Here is a 22,872-nt window from a genome sequence, read left to right as displayed (position 1 = left end):
TCAATGGGTGAACTTGAACTTTTAAATGAACCAGATAAATATTTAAATAAAAGCAAGGAATATTATATAATGTGTCAATCTGGTAGAAGAAGTGCAAGAGCATGCAATAATCTTATAAATCGAGATTTTAATATTATAAATGTTTCTGGTGGGATGGGTTCATATATGGGCATTAAGAGAAAGTAATTTATTTTAAGATATAGTAACTTTTATTAGTAAAAATGGATATATTGTTGAAGAGCATTCTAAATTAATAACTAAAAAACAATTAGAAAATTAAATAGATTATTACTTAAGTGATTAAGTGACAGAGAAAGCTAAAGGATGAAATTATAATTAAAGCATATAGATATGGAGAATTAAAATATATGAATGGAGGAATTAAATATGGCTAAAGTAATAAATAGTAATGAATTTGTCAAAAATGTTGAAAATACTAAAGGAGTAGTAGTTGTTGATTTCTTTGCAACTTGGTGTGGCCCATGTAAGATGTTAGCTCCAGTATTTGAGGGAGTTAGTAATAAGATGGGAGATAAAGCTACATTCTTTAAGGTAGACATAGATGAAAATAATAATATAGCTCAAAAGTATAGAATATCTGCAGTTCCAACTATGATTATATTTAAGGATGGAGTTCCAGTAGAAAACTTAGCAGGTTTTATGCCAGAACAAAATATAACAAATAAGGTAAAGGCATATTTATAGGCGACTAGTTTAGTATACGGTTCTCTCAATAACAATATTAAATATAGAAGAGAACATATCCAAATTAATTAGGATATGCTTCTTTTTTGAGTTAAAAAGTCATATTTAACCTTAAGTGTTAGTTCTGTGCCAGTAACTGTAATATAAGTTCATTATCGCAACTTATATATTAAAAAAGTAATAGACTATGACATATTTTCAAACATATCCAATATGTTTAATATTCCATATCCCCATTGTGCATTAGGATATACATCTCCTGACCTTTTAATAGTTCCTCTTGAGAGATATGTTACTAAAGTTTGAGAATACATGTGCGGGTCATTGCCATTAACAATTCCCCACTCAAATAGCAGAGCACAAGTCCCAGCTACTATAGCAGCAGATACACTAGTTCCATTAACAACAGTAGTCTTATTATCAGGAGCCACAGTAAGTGCATTTACGCCACCAGCAGCAACATTTACTATATCAATATAATTATCAATAAATGCAATACCTGAATAATCTAAAATATTATTATTATTTTGATTATATGCAGCAACAGTAATCACAAGTTTTGAAGTACCTGTATTAGTAACTGTTCCATAAATATCTGATTGTATGAATTTAGTACCATCAATTGATATTCCTTTTTGAGGTATCCAAGCATTATATTTACCATCTAAAATAGAATCTCCAATTAATCTAAATTTCCATACACCAGGCTGCAAATCATAAAATCGAACACGGATTAATTCATCACCAGTATTTTCTTCAGGCAAATAATAATTAACTGTAACCGTTGTTTTCTCAAATGTGAAGGTGTAGGATTGAGTCATGCTAATTAAAGCATTTAGGATTTGAGTATTTTCTCCAGAAGGAGAAATAACATCTAAGGAAGCTATATTTGGAGTATCAACCCAAATTTCAAGCAATAAATCCTTTTGTTCTGGTGAGACAGTTAGTTGCATCACACTGGAGCTATTAACACCAGGTATTGTGCCAGAGGCATGGCCACCATTTACACCTTCATTTCCAGCGCCTGTAACTACTGCTATACCACTATTTAAGCATATAAAATCTACATACTGCTCTAAGATACCATTTCCTTTATGATTACCAAAATTAGTTCCAACAGCAAGATATATACTCATTGGTTTATATTTGCTTAAAGCATACCTATATAAAAATTCGAAGGCAGCAAAAACACTGGTTATATTAAATTCTGGAACATCTACAGTAAACCATTTTTTAAATGCTGGATCTATCAGTAATTTTACAACCACAAAATTACATTCTGGAGCGATTCCCTTTAAATTAGGGTTTTTACCAGTTGCTCCAATTATTCCAGCCATATTTGTTCCATGTCCAACCTCATCTTTACTTGGAACTATATCATATGGAGATTTTCCTTCTCTGTGTGCATTAATTGCTTCTTGTATTTGATCTTTTGTGTATAGTGTTCCGAAGTGCACCATGTTATTTTCAACTTTATCAGTTGGAGTTATTGTTTGATCCCAAATGCATTCAATTCGTGTTTGACCATTAGAATCCATAAACTCATCACTTAGAAAATCTATCCCTGAATCAATTATTGCAACATTTACTCCTTTTCCAGTTAGTGTTAATGGTAACTCTAGCTGTAAAAACTGAACTCCAGAAGCTTGAATGGGAGAAGTTTCTTGAAGTGTAAAAAAAACAGCTGATTGTACAGAAACTATAGTTGAAAAATATGGTTCACCTGTATTAATATATAAGCCTTTTTGTACAATCTCTATTTGTACACATACTATTGCATAGCTATCATTCAGAACTACTGCATAATAACCAGAATATTTAGAAATTTCTTGTTTAATATCTCCTTGATATTTAACTAGATAACTGAAATAATCTGGATTTTTTAAAAAATCATCTGGGGCTATATATTTTGACTCCATTTTTAAATCCTCCATAGAACATCTAAATAACTATTAAATTACAAATAAAAATAATTATTCACGTTCGAACGAAAATTATTTTTATTATAATAATATGTATATTTTTATAATATTGATTTAATGATATGATTAAACTACAAAAGGCTGACAAATATTATCTATATAAGTTACAGTAAATAGTTTATAGTAGTATTAACTTTTTAAGATTGAAGTTGCTGTCTACAATATAATTTCATTATCATAACTTATATAACGTAAATTTTCTTGCAGTATCAACATATCATAAAACTTTACTTACCTTCTTTACTTCTTCTTCACTTAAAAAATGTTTGAAATATATCAAATATAATGGTAGTATTTTTCATGAGGGCATTCTCCTTAGTATTGTTTTTGTTTGCACTTTAATATTACTACAGAATGACCTCATTTTTTATATATTTTTATTTCTGTTTTTTGGTTAATCAACACTTATGGAAATAAACATGAGAAGAGTCATTATTTTTCGATTAGCAGATTTAAATATAAGATGGTACGTATTTATATCTTTGAGATAATATAATATTAAGCCTTACCTGTAAATGTTAGGTACAAGAGCACTACATTTAGTACTATTATCGATGTAGCTATTAGAACACCCAAGAATTGCACAGAGCGTTTATTAACTAAAATTCCCATTAAGTCTTTACGTTTAGCTATAGTCAACATTTGGATTATTGGGAATGGTAGAATAAAACTAAGTGCAACTTGACTTAAAACAAGAGCGTACATTGGATTAATTCCAAGTGCAATTATAACCAAGGCTGGAAGCATGGTTATAAGTCTTCTGGCATTTACAGGTATGCTCAAATTAACAAAACCCTTCATAATTGTTTGTCCTGCCAGTGTTCCAACTACAGAGGATGATAAACCTGATGCAAGTAATGCCATTCCAAAGGCGCCACTTGATAAAGATCCTAATAAAGGTTGTAGTGATTGATGAGCCTGTTCCATTGTATCTACTTCCATTCCGTTTTTATAAAATACTGCAGCGGATACTATAACCATTGCAGCATTAACAATAAAAGCAATATTCATAGCGATAGCGATATCTATCTTTTCCATTCTTAGATGTTTTAATTTTCCTTTATCTGATGAATCAGTACTTCTGTGCTGAACTAACTGCGAGTGAAAATATATTACATGAGGCATAACTGTTGCACCGAGCATCCCTACAGCAATTAATACAGCTTCTCCATCGGGTAGCATAGGAATTATTGTATGAATGCCTACTGCACTCCAATTTGGTTTAGCAAGAAATAATTCTATTATATATGCAATACCAATTACGGCAATAAGTATTGATATTATGATTTCAATAGTTTTCTGACCATACTTTTCCAAATAGCAAATTATAAATGTTATAAGTCCAGTAAGAAGTCCTGCATATATCATAGGTATATGAAACAATAAATATAATCCTAATGTTCCACCGAGGAACTCTGCCAAATCTGTTGCCATAGCGCCAATTTCAGCAACAATCCAAAATATCCAGTTTACGGACTTAGGGAATACCTTAGCGCACATTTCAGGGAGATTATGACCTGTAGCTATTCCGAGTTTTGCAGACATAGTCTGTAAGAATATCGCCATTAAGTTACTCCACAAAATTACCCAAATGAGTACATAGTTAAATTTTGACCCTCCACTAATATTAGTTGCAAAGTTACCTGGATCGATATATGCAACACTAACAACAAAAGCAGGTCCTAAAAACTTTAGTAATTCTTTTAATTTATTTGATTTTTTTATCAGATCATTTGTTTCTTTTTTCAAAGTAAGAAGTTTTTCTGAAGATACATCAATATCTCCTAAGCTTATTTCGTTTTTCATAAAATATATCACCTTTCATACTTAGTTCTTTTTAGCATACTTAAAATAGTTATTAATAGTTAAGATTGTTAGTCCAGACTAAATTTATTTTTCTAATTATAAGCTATGCAGTAATTAAAAAAAATGATACATTAAAGTAATTATTTAATTTACTGAAGCATATAATTTACTTAGCAGACTATAGCTTAAAGTAGGTGAGAATGTGACTAAAAATGATTTCTATACTTTATTGAGTTCAAAACCTACAGAAAGACTCTAAAGGGAGATAAATAAATTACTATTAGATTTAAAGATACTATTTATGAGTCTTTGTTTGAAAGCAAATATTATGTCAATCCTATAGACGTTTGTCACACCAACACCAATTACATATGTGAGTTTTATTTCTTTATAGAGAATCTTCATTAACCTTTGTTATCTAAGTTAAAAATTTGTGAATACAAGTAACTAAATTATCAAAATATTAACAACTTGCCTAATATTATAAGAATATGATAATATAATAATTGCTTTAGTATATTTTTAAAATTTCTAGTAAAATATAATAATATTCTAAAGAACTGGGATATTAAAATGGGAATTTTAACGAACAAATCAATAAATAGGAGGATATTATGAACATTTTCAAGAAAAAATCAGTAAATCAAATACTGGAAGGTGCACAGAAGACGGAATTAAAGAAAAATCTTAAAGCTAAGGACATTGCAGCATTTGGTATTGGCGCAGTGGTAGGAGTAGGTATCTTTGTTGCCACAGGGGAAGGGGCACATTTAGCAGGACCAGCAGTAATAATTTCATTCATTATCGCAGGTATAGTAGCTTGTCTTTGTGCGTTATGTTACTGTGAACTTTCAACCATGTTCCCAGTTGCAGGAAGTACGTATTCATATTCATACATAGTATTTGGTGAAATAATTGCAATGATAATTGGATGGTGCCTTACTGCAGAATACTTAGTTGCTTGTAGTGCTATTGCATCAGGATGGTCAGGCACTTTTGTTGGTATATTAAAGTCAATAGGAATAACACTACCGGAAGCATTTACTACATCACCAAGTAAAGGTGGGTTAGTAGATTTACCAGCTATATTAATAATAGCATTGATAACTTACATCTTATATTATGGTATGAAGGAAAGTGCGAAGATTAATAATATAATTGTAGGAATAAAAATAGCTATAATTATTATATTTGTAGTTCTTGGCGTATCACATATAAATCCATCTAACTATCAACCTTTTGCACCACATGGATTTAATGGGATTTTTGCAGCAACTGCAACTATATTCTTTTCTTTCATAGGCTTTGATGCTATATCTACAGCAGCAGAAGAAGCTGAAAATGCCAGTAGAGATATTCCGCTAGGACTTATAATTTGTTTAATAGTAGTCACAATACTTTATGTTTCTGTTGCATTTGTACTTACAGGGATGGTTCCTTATCAAGAAATAATTTCAGAAAATGCAGTACCAGGGTCTTTAGCAAGAGTAGGTATAAACTGGGGATCCGCGTTAGTTGGAACAGGAGCTGTACTTGGAATGATTTCTACAATCATGGTAGTGCTTTATGGTCAAGTTAGAATATTTATGGTTATGTCAAGAGATGGACTTTTACCAAAATTATTTTCAAAGGTACATTCTACACATAAAACACCATATATCTCAACTATAATTACTGGAAGTATGGCAGCAGTAATAGCAGGATTTTTACCACTAGATATTATTGTACAATTTTTAAGTATAGGAACATTATTAAGTTTCATAGCTGTTTCTGTTGCTGTTATAGTACTTAGAAAAACTATGCCAAATTTTAAGAGAATCTTTAAAACTCCTGGAGCACCATTTACTCCGGCGATAGCTGTAATATGTTGCATAGTTTTATTAAGTAGATTACAAATGAAAACTTGGATAGGTTTTTTAGTTTGGCTTATTATAGGAGTTTTAATATACGTTGTTTATGGAAGAAAACATAGTGTGCTTCAAAATGAAAAAAACTCAGATGATTCAGAGGAAGTTGTATAATAGAGTTTTTTTGAATATGCCTCCTTTGGAATGAAAATACATAAAAACATATTGATTAAAAAAACATAAATGATTTTTACATATTAAATTATAGAGTACAAGAAGTAATTAAGACTTATCTTAATTACTTCTTGTATTTATTTATAGAAAATTATATTGTTATGCCTCAAAAGCACCTATTGCAATAGAATTATCATTTGCAATTATCACAGTAACTAGATAGTCAAAAATTATTTATCATTAAGAAACCTGTAGATCCGCATAAAATGAAGGGTCTACCTGCTTAGTTTTAATTATGCTTAAACCTACATTTTTCGACACAGTGCAAATAATGTTTTTCGTAAGTAGTATGCTACTTACCTAAAAGGGTTAACTTTTTTTATAGAATTTTTGACTGTACAGTAAGTAACATATTAATACGAAAAAGTGAATAGAATTTTACTATGGGAAATAATACAGAGGTATTGAGTCCCATTTACTATTTACTTGATTAATTGTATAAAATCGTATTTTGAGAATTTTCTGGAAATAAAGTATAATGACAATAAGTAAATATGTACATCAATGTTATACTAGAAATTATATTAGTTATTTGCAAGCATGAAAAAAACATGCAGAGAGGAGTAAAAATGAATAGACTTGATATTACAACACCAAACAGGGCACAAACCGTGGTCGAAGGCCTTTATAAAGATTTAGAACGTCGAATTATTGCCAGCCCTCCAGGACTTTGTCCAGTTGACATGGCAGCTTCCTTTTTAAAACTGTGCCATGCACAAACTTGTGGAAAATGTGTCCCTTGCAGAGTTGGCTTAGCTCAATTAGAAAATTTGATTAATGATGTTTTAGATGGTAACGCAACACTAGATACCATTGATCTAATTGAAAAAACAGCAAGAGTGATTTCAAATTCTGCTGATTGTGCAATTGGGTATGAAGCAGCTAATATGGTGTTAAAAGGTGTTATAGGTTTTAAAAGTGATTATGTAGAACATATTATAAATGACAGATGTATTTGCAATTTGGATCAGCCTGTTCCATGTGTGGCATTATGTCCAGCAGGTGTAGATATTCCAGGTTATATTGCTTTGATATCAGAAGAAAGGTATGCTGATGCAGTTCGCCTTATTAGAAAAGATAATCCTTTTCCAACTGCTTGTGCTCTTATTTGTGAACATCCATGTGAGGCTAGATGTAGACGTAATATGATAGATGATTCAGTAAATATTCGCGGACTTAAACGTTATGCTGTTGATCATGCAGGAAAAGTGCCAGTACCAGTCTGTGCACCAGCCACTGGCAAGAATGTTGCCGTAATTGGAGGGGGGCCTGGTGGCTTAAGTGCAGCATATTTTCTTTCTCTTATGGGTCATCATGTAGTAATTTACGAAGAATACTCTAAACTAGGAGGGATGCTTCGATATGGTATTCCCAATTATCGTCTTCCAAGAGAAAAATTAGATGAAGATATTGAAGCTATTATTTCTACAGGTGTAGAAGTAAAGACTGGTATTACAGTCGGTACTGACATTTCTTTGATGGACCTTAAAAATAAATATGATGCACTTTATATTGCTATTGGTGCTCATACTGATAAAAAAATAGGTATAAAGGGAGAAGAGAGCAAAGGTGTCATTTCTGCAGTAGAAATGTTACGTGCTATTGGTGATAATAAACTACCTAATTTTATTGGGAAAACAGTTCTAGTAATTGGAGGCGGAAATGTGGCAATGGATGTTACAAGATCTGCGGTGCGTCTTGGCGCAAAAAAGGTATGTAATGTATATAGACGTAGAAAAGTTGATATGACAGCATTGCCAGATGAAGTAGAAGGTGCTATTGCTGAAGGTTGTGAAATATTAACACTTCAAGCACCCGTAAGAATTGAAAATGATAATGATGGAAATGTTACAGCATTATGGGTGAAGCCTCAAATAATTGGAAAGATTGATGCTGCAGGGCGTCCTACAGTAGTAGATTCGGAAGAAGAAGAAAATCGACTTCCTTGTGATGTGCTTATTATAGCAATTGGGCAAGGTATAGAATCTCAACACTTTGCTGAATATGGTGTACCCGTTAAAAGAGGAATTATTGAGGCACTAAGTTCTAGTGGTATTGAAAATAGCCCTGGAATATTTGCAGGTGGTGATTGTGTAACTGGTCCAGCTACTGTTATTCGCGCAATTGCTGCAGGTAAAGTAGCTGCAGCGAATATTGATAATTATCTAGGGTATAATCATATTATTAGTACAGATATAGAAATTCCAAATGCAAGGTTAGGTGATAGACCAGCATGTGGTAGAGTTAACATGCTAGAGCGAGATGCTATGGAGCGTAAAAATGATTTTGAACTTATAGAATATGGAATGACATGTTCAGAAGCACATCAAGAATCATTTAGATGTCTAAGATGTGATCACTTTGGATATGGAGTATTTAAGGGCGGGAGGATTAAAGAATGGTAAATTTTAAAATTGATAATATTGTAGTAGAAGTAAAAGAAGGTACTACCATTTTAGATGCAGCAGCACTTGCAGGTATTCCCATCCCAAGTCTTTGCTATTTGCGAGGAATAAATGAAATAGGCGCTTGTCGTGTTTGCGTTGTTGAAGTAAAAGGAAAAGATAAATTGCTTCCTGCTTGTAATAACATGGCAGAAGATAATATGGAGATATTCACAAATAGTCCTAGGGTTCGAGAAACTCGAAGAACAAATGTGGAACTTATTCTTTCACAACACGACTGTAATTGTGCATTCTGTATAAGAAGTGGTAATTGCAACTTACAAAAGATTGCTAATGATTTAGGAATAATAAAATTAAATTATGATAAGAATGTTCAACCATATATATGGAATGAGGATTTTCCATTAATACGTGATGCTGGAAAGTGTATTAAGTGTATGCGTTGTATTCAAGTTTGCGATAAAATACAAAGTCTCAATATTTGGGATGTTGCAAATACTGGTTCTAGAACAACGGTAGATGTTTCATATAATAGAAGAATAGAAAATTCAGATTGCTCTTTATGTGGACAATGTATTACTCACTGTCCTGTAGGAGCGCTTCGAGAGAGAGATGATACAGAAAAGGCTTTTTCAGCACTTGCAAATCCAGATAAAATTACAGTAGTACAAATAGCACCTGCTGTTAGAGCTGCGTGGGGGGAATCTCTTGGGCTTTCACAGGAAGAAGCAACAGTAGAACGTCTTGTAGCCGCACTAAGGAGAATGGGCTTTAACTATATTTTTGATACAAATTTTAGTGCAGACCTTACTATTATGGAAGAAGGTAGTGAATTTTTAGAAAAACTAAAGGATAGGAAAAATAATGTATTTCCTATGTTTACATCATGCTGTCCAGGTTGGGTACGTTTCTTAAAATCACAATATCCTGACATGGTAAATCAACTTTCAACAGCAAAATCACCACAACAAATGTTTGGTGCAGTAGCAAAGAGTTATTATGCTAAGCTTTTAAATGTAGATCCATCTATGATTTATTGTATTTCAATTATGCCATGTATTGCTAAAAAACATGAAAGTGAAATTTCTGGAATGAATGATGCAGGAGCAGGCCCTGATGTTGATTTGGTTCTTACAACACGGGAAGTTGATAGGATGATAAGAGCAGAACATATTATTCCTAAAGATTTAAAGGGCGAAGCATTTGATATGCCTTTTGGAGTTGGTTCAGGCGCAGGTGCAATTTTTGGTGCTACTGGTGGAGTTATGGAAGCAGCTCTTAGATCAGCATTCTTTTTAGCTACAGGTACAAATCCAGATCCAGATTCATTTAAGGAAGTAAGAGGCATGAATGGATGGAAGGAAAAAACTTTTGAAATTACAGGAATACCTATAAAAGTGGCAATAGTAAGTGGGCTTGGAAATACTAGAAAGTTAATTAAATCAATAAGAGCAGGAAAGGTTAACTATGATTTTGTAGAAGTCATGGCATGTCCAGGAGGATGCTCAGGTGGTGGTGGACAGCCAATTTCAGATGGTTTGGAACTAGCAAAGGTACGTGCAGATAACTTATATGGACTTGATAAAAAGTCTACACTTAGATTTTCACATGAAAATCCTTCTGTTATAAAGCTATATACTGATTATATTGAAAAACCACTATCACATAAGTCACACAAATTGCTCCATACAAATCATAAATGCTGGGATATGCCTATATCTCCAAGAAGAGAAATAAATGATGATGAGGAATAATGTAGATATAAGAACACATATTTACAAATTCTAATTTTAGATAAATAATAATATTTAATAATCACCCAAGATTTTTAAAATCTGGGTGATTTCATTGAGAATTCAATGGAAAAAATAATGGATTTAATACTTATGAAGTTTTTTTGGATGTCATATATGCACTGTGGATTTTATGCTATTAAATATAATTAAAGCAATAATAATTCTCCTATAATGAAAATGATGCTAAAAACATCATTTTTTTTCTTGCATTTTTTCAACAATAATGATATTCTTAATTATATGATAAGTATTTTCAATTAGGAGGTATCGCATGAGTATTTGTAGTTTGAATCCAGGAGAGAAAGGAACAATTTCATCAATTAAAGGAGATTCAAAGTTAATAAAAAGATTATTTGCATTAGGATGTATAGAGGGGACAGAAGTTGAACTTAGGAGAAGAGCACCTCTAGGAGATCCAATAATTATAAATTTTAGAGGATTTGATTTGGCTATTAGGAAAAAGGATGCTAAGTATATATTGTTAGAAAAATAAGTAAATTACATCTATACCACTTATATATAAGTGTAACTCATAGGAAATTAACTAAAGCTAATTAAAGCGAGAATTATTAGCAGAATAGAGGAGACTTGAATTTATGATAAATGTAGCTTTACTAGGTAATCCCAATGTAGGAAAAACCACATTATATAATGCACTTACAGGCTCAAATCAGTATGTTGGTAATTGGCCAGGTGTAACTGTAGATAAAAAAGAAGGATTTCTTTTAGGAGATATTAAAATTGTAGATTTACCAGGAATATATGCTATGGATACTTTCTCAAATGAAGAAAAGGTATCTAAAAAGTTTTTAGAAGAAGGAAATGTAGATTTAATATTAAATATTGTAGATGCATCAAATCTTAATAGAAATTTATATCTTACAACACAACTTAAACAATTTAATATACCAATAATATTAGCTTTAAATATGATTGATGTCAGTGAAAGTAAAGGAATAGTTATTGATTATAAAAGATTATCTAAAGAATTAAATGTAGAAGTTATTCCTATTGTTGCAGGAAAAAATAAAGGCATTGATAAAATTGAAGAAAGACTACAAAAGGGAAATTTCAAATCACCTTTAGATTCAGATACGTACAACTTTTCTTCTGAAAAAGAAGCTTATGAATTTATTGAAAAAATATTAAGTACAAGTATTACTAGACAGGAAAAAAAGGAAACAACTATAACTGAGAAAATGGACAAGTGGGTATTACATCCGGTTTTTGCTTATCCAATTTTTATAATGCTAATGGCTTTAATGTTCGAACTAACATTCTCTTTGGTTGGACAACCTCTATCAGATTTATTGGACGGATTTTTAAATGATATCTTAATACCATTTGTAGGTAATCTCCTTTTAACAACATCTCCTTGGTTTAAATCTCTTATTGTAGATGGAATAATTTCTGGGGTTGGAGGAATAATAGTACTATTACCAATAATTTTGGTGTTGTTCATGTGTATAACCATATTAGAAGATAGTGGTTACATGGCGAGAGTAGCCTTTATGATGGATAAGTTAATGAGAAAAATGGGACTTTCAGGTAAGGCATTTATACCTATGATAATAGGCTTTGGATGTACAGTTCCAGCAATAATGACTTCTAGAACTTTAGAAAGTGAAAAGGATCGGAAACTTACAGCGCTACTTGTACCGTTTATGTCCTGTAATGCAAGATTACCTGTTTATACAGTTTTTGCAGCAGTATTTTTTGAATCGCATAGAGGTCTTGTAGTATCCTCACTATATTTACTTGGAATAATAGTTGCATTTTTACTTGGAATATTATTTAAAAATACATATTTTAAAAAGGATGAGGAACCTTTTATAATTGAAATTCCTGAATATAAAATGCCAAAGGTTTCTTCAATATATAAACAAACAAAAGATAAAGCTATGAGCTTTTTAAAGAAAGCTGCAACTATTATATTTGCAATGAGTGTGGTAGTATGGTTTTTATCAAACTTTAATATTCATGGTATGGTAAATGAAGTTAATAATAGTATACTAGCATCTATAGGTAGCGTAATAGCACCACTATTTACACCACTAGGTTTCGGAAATTGGCAATCAGCTGTATCAATTCTTTCAGGTTTACTTGCTAAAGAATCAGTTCTAGCATCAATGCAAGTAATTTTTGCTGGAGATCTATCAGTTATTTTACCAGAACATTTTACAACTATTTCAGCTTATGCTTTTTTAGTATTCATATTACTTTATACTCCATGTATATCTGTAATTGGAACTATGAAAAAGGAATATGGAATCAAGCTAACTTTATTTTCAGTATTTTTTCAATTGTTTGTTGCATGGATTGCTGCCTTCTTAGTATTTAATATAGGTAGCTTAATATTCTAATAAATAATTTAAGTACAAATTTTAGTATTTGCCTTAAAAATTCGATATTATAGGTAGGTGAAGCTTAAATGATAGAAGTAATAATTACAACTATAATAATCTTTTTTGCTGGATTTATAATAGTCAAGTCTTTAAGAAATTCTTCGAAAGGAAAATGTAACTGTGGATGTAATGGGTGCAAATCTCAAAAAATTTGCTCTGGGAAAAATAATAATACTATAAAATAGTATTTAATCAGAAATATATATAATTATAGAGTAAAAGTTCTAAAATTCTTTAAAACTTACAAACTTAAGAATTAGCTTGAAAAATTTGAGTTAATACAAAATCTCATTAAAAACGTTAGTTTTTTAGTGAGATTTTTTTTACACATAAATCGGAAAAGGCGTATCTATATTATGAATTTATTATTTTTGACAGATGATAAATCTATAGTATAATAACACAATGACTAAATTCAATCAAAAGATAAAATAATATTAATAATAGGAGTATAAAAAATGAATTACAAAACACACATAAATGGTGGAATATTAGTAGGGCTATATGTAAACTTACAAATGACAAATATGCCTATAGTATCGAAGGGGATACTATTAGGCGGAGCACTAGTTGGAAGTATATTCCCTGATATTGATCATAAAAATAGTTATATTGGACACAAAGCAAAAACAGTTTCTAAAGCAATAAATAAATTTGCTGGACATAGAAAACTGTTCCATGCACCACTTATATACTTGCTTTTATATTCAATAAGCCTTGGAATAATTACCCATAAGATACTTATAGTTGGTGTAAAGGGATTATTTTTAGGAGTGTTATCACATTTAATTTTAGATAGTTTTACCATTGGAGGATTGTCTTGGTTTTATCCTTTGAGTAAAAAGAGATTTTCTTTGAGTAAGATAAAAACAAATGGCAAGTTAGAAGATATATTATGCGGGATTTTAACTTGTGTAAACATTGTTATAGTTCTTGATATACTTCATATTACTTCAGTATTTACATTTACTCAAAAATAAAAGACCAATATTACTGTTACCATCAAGGCGGTGTCGCTGAAGCAATCAATATCTAAATATATATGGTCATTCGAATAAAAAATGTATTCTGAATTCATTAGTGCAACTTATATAGATACCAAAAGAGAGTAGATTTTATAAAATCTACTCTTTTTAATGCCTAGAAAAATATACAAATAACTTGATTTCAAAAGTAAAATTAAATTTTTTCTAATTCAATTCTATTTCGTAAAATTTAAAGTAGATTTATCAATATTTTTGATTTCTTTAATAGCTAATCCACAGTAGATTAAAGCAACTATATAGAAAATAACAGAAAATTCAGGTAAATCTATTTCAGATATATTCAATAAAGATTCTAGTAAAAGTGGTAGTGTCATTGCATAAAAACTTAAAGTGCAGGTTTTAGAATACTTCAATTTCACACCCATTATAGAACTAATATTTAAACATAGGGGGCCTAGTATTAAAAATCCTGAAATTAAATTTAGTAAAAATGAAAATATTGGCTCAAAGATTAAGAGTATTATTGGAAAAATAGTTTTCAAGATAGATAAAGCACTTTGTAAAGTTTTGTTTGTTAAATTAAATTCAGTAAAATCTGTAAACTTTAGAGTTTGTAGTGTACTATAATTTTGCCTAATAGTAATTTCATCTGAATTTATATAGATAGCATCACTATAAGGGTCTAAAATTGACTTACTTGTTTTTCCGCTTGTATCAACAATAAGTTGTTCACCATTGTGTTTATAGTAAATAGGCGAATCTGATTCTACAGATAATAAACCATTTTTAAGTTCAAAGTTTGGTGCACTATGTATAAAGATTGCTTGCATACTAGATACTTCAGAGTTGAATTTACCTATTGTATTTATATTAGTTATAGTAGAAAATATTAAAGTAACAAGAAAAATATATAAAATTGATTTTCCAAGTCCTTGTACTAAAAATTCTTTATAGGCAGCAAAATCAAAAAAACTATATGCAAATTTATGCATAAATCCTATTTTGTTTTTCAAAGAAAGACCTCCTTAAGTTAAATATAAAATTATCTGATACTTACTAATTATATCACATTGAATTAAAATGTGACAGAAAGTTTGCCTATTTAAATGAAACATGTTATCATTATTATTATTAATTGAATAATGGACAGTTCGTTAGACCATCCTGTCCTTAAACAAAACTAGGCAATTTAATTTTAAATTAAGTAAAAGATTTAAGGTTAATTTTGTTGTGCTAGTTTTAGTTATAATAAAATTGACCTTTTTTAATGCATAAAAATATACACCGATGAAAAAAGTGCGAAGCGCAACCAAGAACTTATTAAACAAACATAAGAACAATTCACATATAAAAAGTACGCATTGCTGAAAAAAGTGCAAAGCGCAACTGAGACCTTATTAAGCACAATAAAGAACTATTATAGCAATTAAGTAAGGAGAATACTATGTTTAAGATAAAGAGCGAAATACAATTTGATATGGCACATTATTTAAGTGGATATAAAGGCAAATGTTCTAATATTCATGGACACAGATATAAGCTAATTGCAAAGCTAAAATCAGAAACTTTACATGGGGAAGGTCAACTTCGTGGTATGGTTGATGACTTCTCAAATTTTAAAGATTCTTTAAAAGAAATTGCAGATATCTTTGATCATAAGCTAATTATTGAAGATAACGAAGAAGGAAAAGCTTTAGGAAAGAAACTAGAAGAACTACCAAATAATTTTGATATATATTTTGTAGGTTATAGACCAACAGCAGAAGAAATGTCTAGAGATATTTTTAATAGATTAAAGAATAAGGGCTTATCAGTATGTGAAGTGGAACTATTCGAAACTCCTAATAATAGTTGCATATATACAGAAGATTAATTGGAGGATTTGAGATGTTTAATATAGTAGAAAAATTTTTATCAGTAGATGGGGAAGGTCCTAGTTCTGGTGAGCTTGCGACTTTTATAAGATTTCAAGGTTGTAATTTAAGATGTTCTTGGTGTGATACTACTTATTCATGGAATAAGGATAGTACATCTGAAGTATTAACTGCTAAAGAAATTTATAATTATATAAATGAAAATAGAGTAACAAATGTTACTTTGACGGGTGGAGAACCACTTATTCAAGAAAATATAGATGAACTTTTAGAACTTTTGAATTCAGATGATAATTTAAAGATTCATATAGAAACTAATGGAGCTGTAGATATAGAATCATTTAAGAAAAGACATACACATAATAATCTTCATTACATAGTAGATTTTAAATTGCCAAGTAGTAATATGACAAATAAAATGAATTTAAATAATTTAAATATTGTTGAAAAAAGTGATGTTTACAAGTTTGTTGTAGGGAGTAATGAAGATTTACAAATGGCATATGAGATCATAATCAAATACCATTTGACTTCTAAATGCTTAGTTTATTTAAGTCCTGTTTCGGGAAATATAGATATGCAAGAAATTGTTGAGTTTATGAAAGATAAAAAGTTAAGCAAAGTGAGGTTGCAAGCACAACTTCATAAGATTATTTGGAATAAGAATGCAAGAGGAGTTTAAGAACATAATTAAATTCTTTTTTATATGTATTAAAAAGAATTTAATATTAGAAAAAACTTAAAAATGTTGGGAGGATTGGATATGCCAAAGAAGATAGATACTAAAAAGATAGAGGAATGCATAAGAGAAATTATAATAGCTTTAGGTGATGATCCAGATAGAGAAGGATTATTAGATACACCTAAAAGAGTATCCAAAATGTATGAAGAGGTTTTTGAAGGAATGACACTTTCAAATGAAAAAATAGCAAAAATGTTCGGAACTACATTTGAAAATGAAGAATTCATGTCAGAATCTCATAAAAATATGGTTGTTGTTAGAGATATACCAATTCATAGTTATTGCGAACATCATTTAGCACTTATGTATAATATGAAGGTTACAGTGGTATATATACCAAAAGAAAAAATAATAGGTCTTAGTAAGATTTCAAGAATAGCTGATATGGTAGGAAGAAGACTTCAGCTCCAAGAAAGAATCGGTAGCGATATTGCAGAAATAGTTTCTATGGCAACAGAAAGTAGTGATGTTGGTGTTCTTATTACTGGAGAACATGGATGCATGACTTCAAGGGGAATAAAAAAACCTGGAACACTCACTACAACAACCACTTTTACTGGGCAATTTCAAACTAATGATATGTTAAGGCAAGAAGCTTTGTTAATTATGAAATAATTAGATCAGTTAAGAGTTAATAGTTCAGAATTTCTTATTTAGATAAATTTGTTTTATATATTTATTAAAGTAATTTTTGGAGGTTTAGATATGAATAAAAAAGCGATAGTTGTATTTAGCGGGGGGCAAGACTCTACTACATGTTTATTTTGGGCACTTAAGAAATTTGACGAAGTAATTGCAGTTACTTTTGATTATAATCAAAAACATAGAAAAGAAATAGAATGTGCAACTGATATAGCAAAAGAATTAGGTATAGAACACCATATATTAGATATGGCATTACTTAATCAGCTAGCACCTAATGCTCTTACAAGAGATGATATAGAAATAAAAATGGGTGAAAATGGTGAACTTCCATCAACATTTGTAGAAGGGCGTAATATGCTATTTTTAACTTTTGCAGGAGTACTAGCTAAGGTTAAAGGTGCAAAACATATTGTGACAGGAGTATGTGAAACAGATTTCAGTGGATATCCTGATTGCAGAGATGTATTTATAAAATCTCTTAATGTTACTTTGAATTTAGCAATGAATTATGATTTTGTAGTTCATACACCACTTATGTGGATAGATAAAGCTGAAACTTGGAAAATGGCAGATGGCTTTGGACAATTAGATTATATAAGAGAAAAAACCCTTACTTGCTATAATGGAATCGTTGGAGATGGATGTGGAACATGTCCGGCTTGTAATCTTAGAAAAAGAGGACTTGATAGTTATTTACTAAGTAAGAATGATACGAGTAAACAATAGTCTATGTAAGGAAGCCTGATTTTAGATTTTTTAATTCAAAATGTACTGTGAATTAAAAAAACGTGGCTTAGCCACTTATATTATTTATTTAAAAGGAGAAAAACAATGAACGAAAGTGGAAGAAAATCAAAAGAACTTGAAGGAATCACACATCTTGGAAATCAAGGAACAAAGTATGAGTTTGGATATAACCCTAAGGTATTAGAAGTTTTCGATAATAAACATCCTAATAATGATTATTTTGTAAAATTTAATTTTCCTGAATTTACTAGCCTTTGTCCGATTACAGGTCAACCAGACTTTGCTACAATTCATATAAGTTATATTCCCAATATAAAAATGGTAGAAAGTAAATCTTTAAAGTTATATTTATTTAGCTTTAGGAATCATGGTGATTTTCATGAAGATTGTATGAATATAATAATGAAAGATTTAATTAAACTTATGGATCCAAAGTATATAGAAGTATGGGGGAAGTTTACTCCAAGAGGTGGAATAAGCATAGATCCTTATTGTAACTATGGAATGAAGAATTCAAAGTTTGAAGAAATGGCAAATTACAGAATGATGAATCATGATATGTATCCAGAGAAAATAGATAACAGATAAGGTATATCTTAATTTAAAACAAACTAGTTTGTTTTCATTAAGATTCCTAATTTCTAAGCTAAGGAGCTGATTTATAAGTTGAGTAAAGTTATTGTTATAGGAGCAGGCCCATCAGGTATGATGGCTGCATTGCAGGCTGCAAAAAAACATGAGGTAATATTATTAGATGGTAATGAAAGAATTGGGAAAAAACTTTTTATTACTGGTAAGGGAAGATGCAATGTTACTAATGCAAAAGATATATCTGAGTTTTTTGAGTACATACCAGGTAATCCCCATTTTCTATATAGTTCATTATATAGTTTTACTAATGAGGATACTATGAATTTCTTTGAAGGTGAAGGAATTAAACTAAAGGTTGAAAGGGGAGATAGAGTTTTCCCAGAGTCTGATAAATCCTCAGATATAATAAGAGGTTTGTCTAATGCACTAAGTAGAACTAAGGTGAAAATAAGATTAAATTCTAAAGTTACAAATGTTAAATTTAAAGATAAAAAAATAACAGCTCTTGAAATAAATAATGAAGAAATTTTAAGTGGAGATTATTTTATTATAGCAACTGGTGGAGCAACATATCCTCTTACTGGTTCAAGAGGAGAAGGCCAAAAATTTGCAAATATGCTAGGTCATAAGATAGTTCCTTTAACGCCAGCACTTGTCCCAATGGAAGTTAAAGATGCAAAAACGAAAGAGCTTATGGGCTTATCTCTGAAAAATATAGAAGTCACAATAAAGGAAAATAATAAAGCAATAGTTTATAAGAATTTTGGAGAGATGTTATTCACGCATTTTGGCGTTTCAGGACCGCTTATATTAAGTGGGAGTAGATTTATAGAAAAAGGGAAAAGCTATAAATTGCATATAGATTTAAAACCTGCATTAAATTTAGGCGAATTAGATAAACGTATTCAAAAAGATTTCAACAAATACTTAAATAAAGATTTTAAAAATTCTTTAGATGAGTTATTACCACAAAAATTAATTCCCATGATTATTGAGATGTCTGGAATTTCAGAAAGTAAAAAGGTAAATGAAATAACAAAAGAAGAAAGAAAAAATTTAGTTAACGTAATTAAAAATTTTACTTTTGATATTAAGGGTTTAAGACCCTTAGATGAAGGTATTGTGACAGCTGGTGGAGTAGACATTAAAGAAATTGATCCTTCTACCATGAAGTCAAGAATAATAGATAATCTTTCATTTGCAGGAGAGGTAATGGATGTAGACGCTTTTACTGGAGGATATAATGTACAAATTGCATTTTCAACAGGCTTTATAGCTGGAAGTAATATTTAAAAGGACATATTCAAAAATAACGAATCATAATACCTAGTAAATAAATATTTTCTTGTTTGAAGTGATAAAAAATAATATAATCTTAAAGTAGGCATAAATTAATGGGGCAAAGAAATGAGGAGAAAATTTTGAGAATTTCAGTAGCAATAGATGGACCAGCAGGAGCAGGCAAAAGTACAATAGCAAAACTAGTTGGAGAAAAATATAATCTTATGTACATAAATACAGGGGCAATGTATAGAGCAGTAGCATTAAAAGCTAAGGAAAATAATTTATTACCAGAAAAAGTTGATGAAATCTGCAATCTAATAAGCAATATGGAAATGCATTTTGAAAATGATGACTTGATTTTAAATAATGAAAATATTCAAGAAAAAATAACGATGCCTGATATAAGCAGTATTGTATCTGGCTATGCTAGTATTCCAGAAGTTAGAGGTATACTTGTAAAGCTTCAAAGAGATATGTCAAGTAAGTTCGATGTAATCATGGATGGTAGAGATATTGGAACCGTTGTTCTTAAAGATGCAAAATTTAAATTCTTCTTAACAGCTAGTCCAGAAGAAAGAGCAAATAGAAGGTTTAATGAATTGCAAGAAAGAAGTTTAGAGTGTTCATATGACCAAATACTAAAAGATATAATAGATAGAGATCATAAAGATACTCATAGAGCTACAGATCCATTAAAGAAGGCGGATGATGCCATTGAAATTGATACAACTAATTTAGACATTAATGAAGTAGTAAATACAATTAATGAGTATATTGAAAAAGGAAAATAAGTCATACTACCTGTTACGTTTTTGAATATTCAGAGCAAGGAGATTATAATGAGTAAAGTTATTTTAGCAAAGAATGCAGGTTTTTGTTTTGGTGTTCAAAGAGCTGTAAATGAAGCTCTTAAAATTCAAAAAGAACATAATACAAGAATTTATACTTTAGGACCTTTAATACATAATAATGATGTAGTAAAATTTTTAGAAGAAAATAATATCTTTTCTATAGAATTAGAGAATATAGATAAATTAAGCAAAGGTGATGTAATAGTTATACGATCTCATGGTGTTTCAGAAGCCGTTTTAGATAAACTTGAGAAAAAACAATTAACAGTTTTAAATGCAACATGCCCTTTTGTAACCAATATTCAAAAGAAGGTTAAGAAATATTCAAAAGAAGAATATCATATAGTAATATTAGGAGATGAAAATCATCCGGAGGTAATAGGTATCAATGGGTGGTGTGAAGACAAAGCTATTATTACTAAAGATGGTAGATTTAAAGAAGACTTACCACAAAAAGTATGTGTAGTAACTCAAACAACTGAAAAAATGAAGAATTGGGAAAATACATTGAAGAACTTAAGTTCTGTAAAAGAGGTATTAGCTTTTAATACCATTTGTTCAGCTACAGATGCTAGACAAAGAAGTACGAATAAAATATCTAAAGAAACAGATGCTATGATAGTTATTGGTGGAAAAAACAGTTCTAATACTACTAAGTTATATGAAATTGCTAAAGGAAATTGCATTAACACAATTCATATAGAAAATGTTAAAGAACTGCCAATGAATTTTATTAAAAATAATAATATAGAAAAAATAGGAGTTACAGCTGGTGCATCCACACCAGATTGGATTATTAGGGAGGTACTTAATATTATGAATACAGAAAATAATAATTTTGAAGATCAACTGTCATTAATGAATGAATTAGATAAAAAATTTGCCATAGGTGATGAAGTACAAGGAGAAATACTTTCAAAAACTAGAGATTCTATTTTAGTTTCACTTGTAGGGTATAAAGCTGATGGCGTTATTCCCTATACAGAATTATCAGCTAAAGAAGAGCCAATAGCATTTTCAGAAAAACTTAATGTAGGAGATTCTATTAAAGCTAAGGTTATAAAATTACAAAATAGTGATGGATATGTAGTTTTATCAAGATTAGAATATGAGAGAGAAGAAACTTTTAAGGAACTTGAAGAACTTTTTACTGAGGGAAAGACTTTTGAAATAACTGTTAAAGAAGCTAAAGAAAAAGGATTAGTTGCAGATTATAAAGGTGTTAGAGTTTTTATACCAGGCTCGCAAATCGATACGAAATTCACTAAAGACAAAAGTGAATATGTAGGAAAAAATTTAAGAGTTAAATTAATTGATTTTTCTTTAAGAAATCCTGTGAAAATAGTAGCATCAAGAAGAATGTTATTAGAAGATATTAAAAATGCAGAAGATGCAAAATCTTGGGAAAACTTTAATCTTGAAGATGTTGTAAAAGGTGTAGTGAAGAGATTTACAAGCTTTGGTGCTTTTGTTGAAATTAATGGCATAGATGGGTTATTACATTTATCACAAATTTCTTGGAATCATATTAAAAATGCAAGAGATGTGTTAAAAGAAGGTCAAACTGTTGATGTTAAAATTATAGGACTTGATAAAGAAGCTAAGAGATTATCTTTAAGTATTAAAGAACTTATGGATAAACCTTGGGATAATGCTAAGGAAAAATATCCAGAGGATTCGATAGTACTTGGTAAAGTTGTAAGACTTAATGATTTTGGTGCTTTCATTGAATTAGAACCAGGAGTAGATGGGCTAGTACACATTTCAAAGATATCACATAACAGAATAGAACATCCATCAGAAGTCTTAAAAGTTGGAGAAGAAATTAAAGCCAAAATTTTAAGTGTTGATGAAGAAAATAAAAGAATAAGCTTAAGTATAAAAGATATCTAATAAACCACTGAAATCAAGGGTACTCTGTTGTAACACTACACAAGAGTACCCTTGATTTCTATTTAAACAGTTTTATACT

At 30.1% G+C, this 22,872-nt stretch carries 19 protein-coding genes and 1 pseudogene; 17 read left to right on the top strand and 3 right to left on the bottom strand.

What is annotated here, in order from left to right; genetic code table 11:
• Positions 1-3: 3 nt before the first annotated feature.
• A pseudogene (locus tag LLF98_RS00360) lies at positions 4-186 on the top strand (rhodanese-like domain-containing protein); the annotation flags it as partial.
• 201 nt (positions 187-387) lie between these two features.
• A complete protein-coding gene (gene trxA, locus LLF98_RS00355) occupies positions 388-705 on the top strand; it encodes a thioredoxin (RefSeq protein ID WP_291699699.1) in 318 nt (105 codons plus the stop codon).
• Positions 706-890: 185 nt separating this feature from the next.
• On the opposite strand, the gene LLF98_RS00350 is transcribed toward trxA, so the two are convergent.
• Entirely contained in the window at positions 891-2,624 is a 1,734-nt protein-coding gene (locus LLF98_RS00350; protein WP_291699697.1) for a S8 family peptidase, read from the bottom strand.
• A 561-nt stretch (positions 2,625-3,185) separates the two neighbouring features.
• Positions 3,186-4,493: an Nramp family divalent metal transporter gene (locus LLF98_RS00345; protein ID WP_291699695.1), complete on the bottom strand. Its 1,308-nt coding sequence runs from the start codon at positions 4,491-4,493 to the stop codon at positions 3,186-3,188.
• Positions 4,494-5,107: 614 nt separating this feature from the next.
• Here LLF98_RS00345 and LLF98_RS00340 point away from each other — a divergent pair.
• The 7 genes from LLF98_RS00340 to LLF98_RS00310 all read left to right on the top strand — a co-directional run bounded on the left by LLF98_RS00340 (position 5,108) and on the right by LLF98_RS00310 (position 14,160).
• Positions 5,108-6,514: an amino acid permease gene (locus LLF98_RS00340; protein ID WP_291699693.1), complete on the top strand. Its 1,407-nt coding sequence runs from the start codon at positions 5,108-5,110 to the stop codon at positions 6,512-6,514.
• A 629-nt stretch (positions 6,515-7,143) separates the two neighbouring features.
• On the top strand, positions 7,144-8,979 hold the full coding sequence (locus LLF98_RS00335) for an NAD(P)-binding protein (RefSeq protein WP_291699691.1): 1,836 nt from the start codon (positions 7,144-7,146) through the stop codon (positions 8,977-8,979).
• Positions 8,973-10,733 (top strand): [FeFe] hydrogenase, group A, encoded by a 1,761-nt coding sequence (locus LLF98_RS00330; RefSeq protein WP_291699688.1) that lies wholly within the window; start codon positions 8,973-8,975, stop codon positions 10,731-10,733. The genes LLF98_RS00335 and LLF98_RS00330 overlap by 7 nt, the downstream gene beginning before the upstream one ends.
• Before the next feature lie 313 nt (positions 10,734-11,046).
• Positions 11,047-11,268, top strand: coding sequence for a FeoA family protein (locus tag LLF98_RS00325; protein ID WP_291699686.1), 222 nt, complete (start codon positions 11,047-11,049; stop codon positions 11,266-11,268).
• Between the two features lie 103 nt (positions 11,269-11,371).
• On the top strand, positions 11,372-13,138 hold the full coding sequence (gene feoB / locus LLF98_RS00320; RefSeq protein WP_291699684.1) for a ferrous iron transport protein B: 1,767 nt from the start codon (positions 11,372-11,374) through the stop codon (positions 13,136-13,138).
• Between the two features lie 68 nt (positions 13,139-13,206).
• Positions 13,207-13,365, top strand: coding sequence for a FeoB-associated Cys-rich membrane protein (locus LLF98_RS00315; protein ID WP_291699682.1), 159 nt, complete (start codon positions 13,207-13,209; stop codon positions 13,363-13,365).
• 273 nt (positions 13,366-13,638) lie between these two features.
• Positions 13,639-14,160 (top strand): metal-dependent hydrolase, encoded by a 522-nt coding sequence (locus LLF98_RS00310; RefSeq protein ID WP_291699680.1) that lies wholly within the window; start codon positions 13,639-13,641, stop codon positions 14,158-14,160.
• A 221-nt stretch (positions 14,161-14,381) separates the two neighbouring features.
• Here the strand turns inward: LLF98_RS00310 and LLF98_RS00305 are convergent, their stop codons facing one another.
• Positions 14,382-15,179, bottom strand: a complete 798-nt coding sequence (locus LLF98_RS00305; RefSeq protein WP_291699678.1) for a DUF1189 domain-containing protein — start codon at positions 15,177-15,179, stop codon at positions 14,382-14,384.
• Positions 15,180-15,610: 431 nt separating this feature from the next.
• Here LLF98_RS00305 and LLF98_RS00300 point away from each other — a divergent pair, with 431 nt between their 5' ends.
• The 8 genes from LLF98_RS00300 to LLF98_RS00265 all read left to right on the top strand — a co-directional run bounded on the left by LLF98_RS00300 (position 15,611) and on the right by LLF98_RS00265 (position 22,793).
• Positions 15,611-16,039 carry a 6-carboxytetrahydropterin synthase gene (locus LLF98_RS00300; RefSeq protein ID WP_291699676.1) on the top strand — a complete coding sequence of 143 codons (429 nt, stop codon included), beginning with the start codon at positions 15,611-15,613 and terminating at the stop codon, positions 16,037-16,039.
• A 14-nt stretch (positions 16,040-16,053) separates the two neighbouring features.
• Positions 16,054-16,722, top strand: coding sequence for a putative 7-carboxy-7-deazaguanine synthase QueE (gene queE / locus LLF98_RS00295; protein ID WP_291699674.1), 669 nt, complete (start codon positions 16,054-16,056; stop codon positions 16,720-16,722).
• 81 nt (positions 16,723-16,803) lie between these two features.
• Positions 16,804-17,397: a GTP cyclohydrolase I FolE gene (folE, locus tag LLF98_RS00290; RefSeq protein ID WP_291699672.1), complete on the top strand. Its 594-nt coding sequence runs from the start codon at positions 16,804-16,806 to the stop codon at positions 17,395-17,397.
• A gap of 90 nt (positions 17,398-17,487) precedes the next feature.
• Positions 17,488-18,153 (top strand): 7-cyano-7-deazaguanine synthase QueC, encoded by a 666-nt coding sequence (gene queC, locus LLF98_RS00285; RefSeq protein ID WP_291699670.1) that lies wholly within the window; start codon positions 17,488-17,490, stop codon positions 18,151-18,153.
• A gap of 105 nt (positions 18,154-18,258) precedes the next feature.
• A complete protein-coding gene (queF, locus tag LLF98_RS00280) occupies positions 18,259-18,762 on the top strand; it encodes a preQ(1) synthase (protein WP_291699668.1) in 504 nt (167 codons plus the stop codon).
• Between the two features lie 78 nt (positions 18,763-18,840).
• Entirely contained in the window at positions 18,841-20,058 is a 1,218-nt protein-coding gene (locus tag LLF98_RS00275; protein WP_291699666.1) for an NAD(P)/FAD-dependent oxidoreductase, read from the top strand.
• A 128-nt stretch (positions 20,059-20,186) separates the two neighbouring features.
• Entirely contained in the window at positions 20,187-20,840 is a 654-nt protein-coding gene (cmk, locus tag LLF98_RS00270) for a (d)CMP kinase (RefSeq protein ID WP_291699712.1), read from the top strand.
• Between the two features lie 48 nt (positions 20,841-20,888).
• Positions 20,889-22,793, top strand: a complete 1,905-nt coding sequence (locus tag LLF98_RS00265; protein WP_291699664.1) for a bifunctional 4-hydroxy-3-methylbut-2-enyl diphosphate reductase/30S ribosomal protein S1 — start codon at positions 20,889-20,891, stop codon at positions 22,791-22,793.
• Positions 22,794-22,872: the final 79 nt, after the last annotated feature.

Source organism: Clostridium sp. (assembly GCF_021372645.1).
In the GTDB taxonomy this organism is placed as follows: domain Bacteria; phylum Bacillota; class Clostridia; order Clostridiales; family Clostridiaceae; genus Clostridium.
Note: the sequence above shows the minus strand (reverse complement) of the source record. Positions and strands in the feature narration are given on the sequence as shown.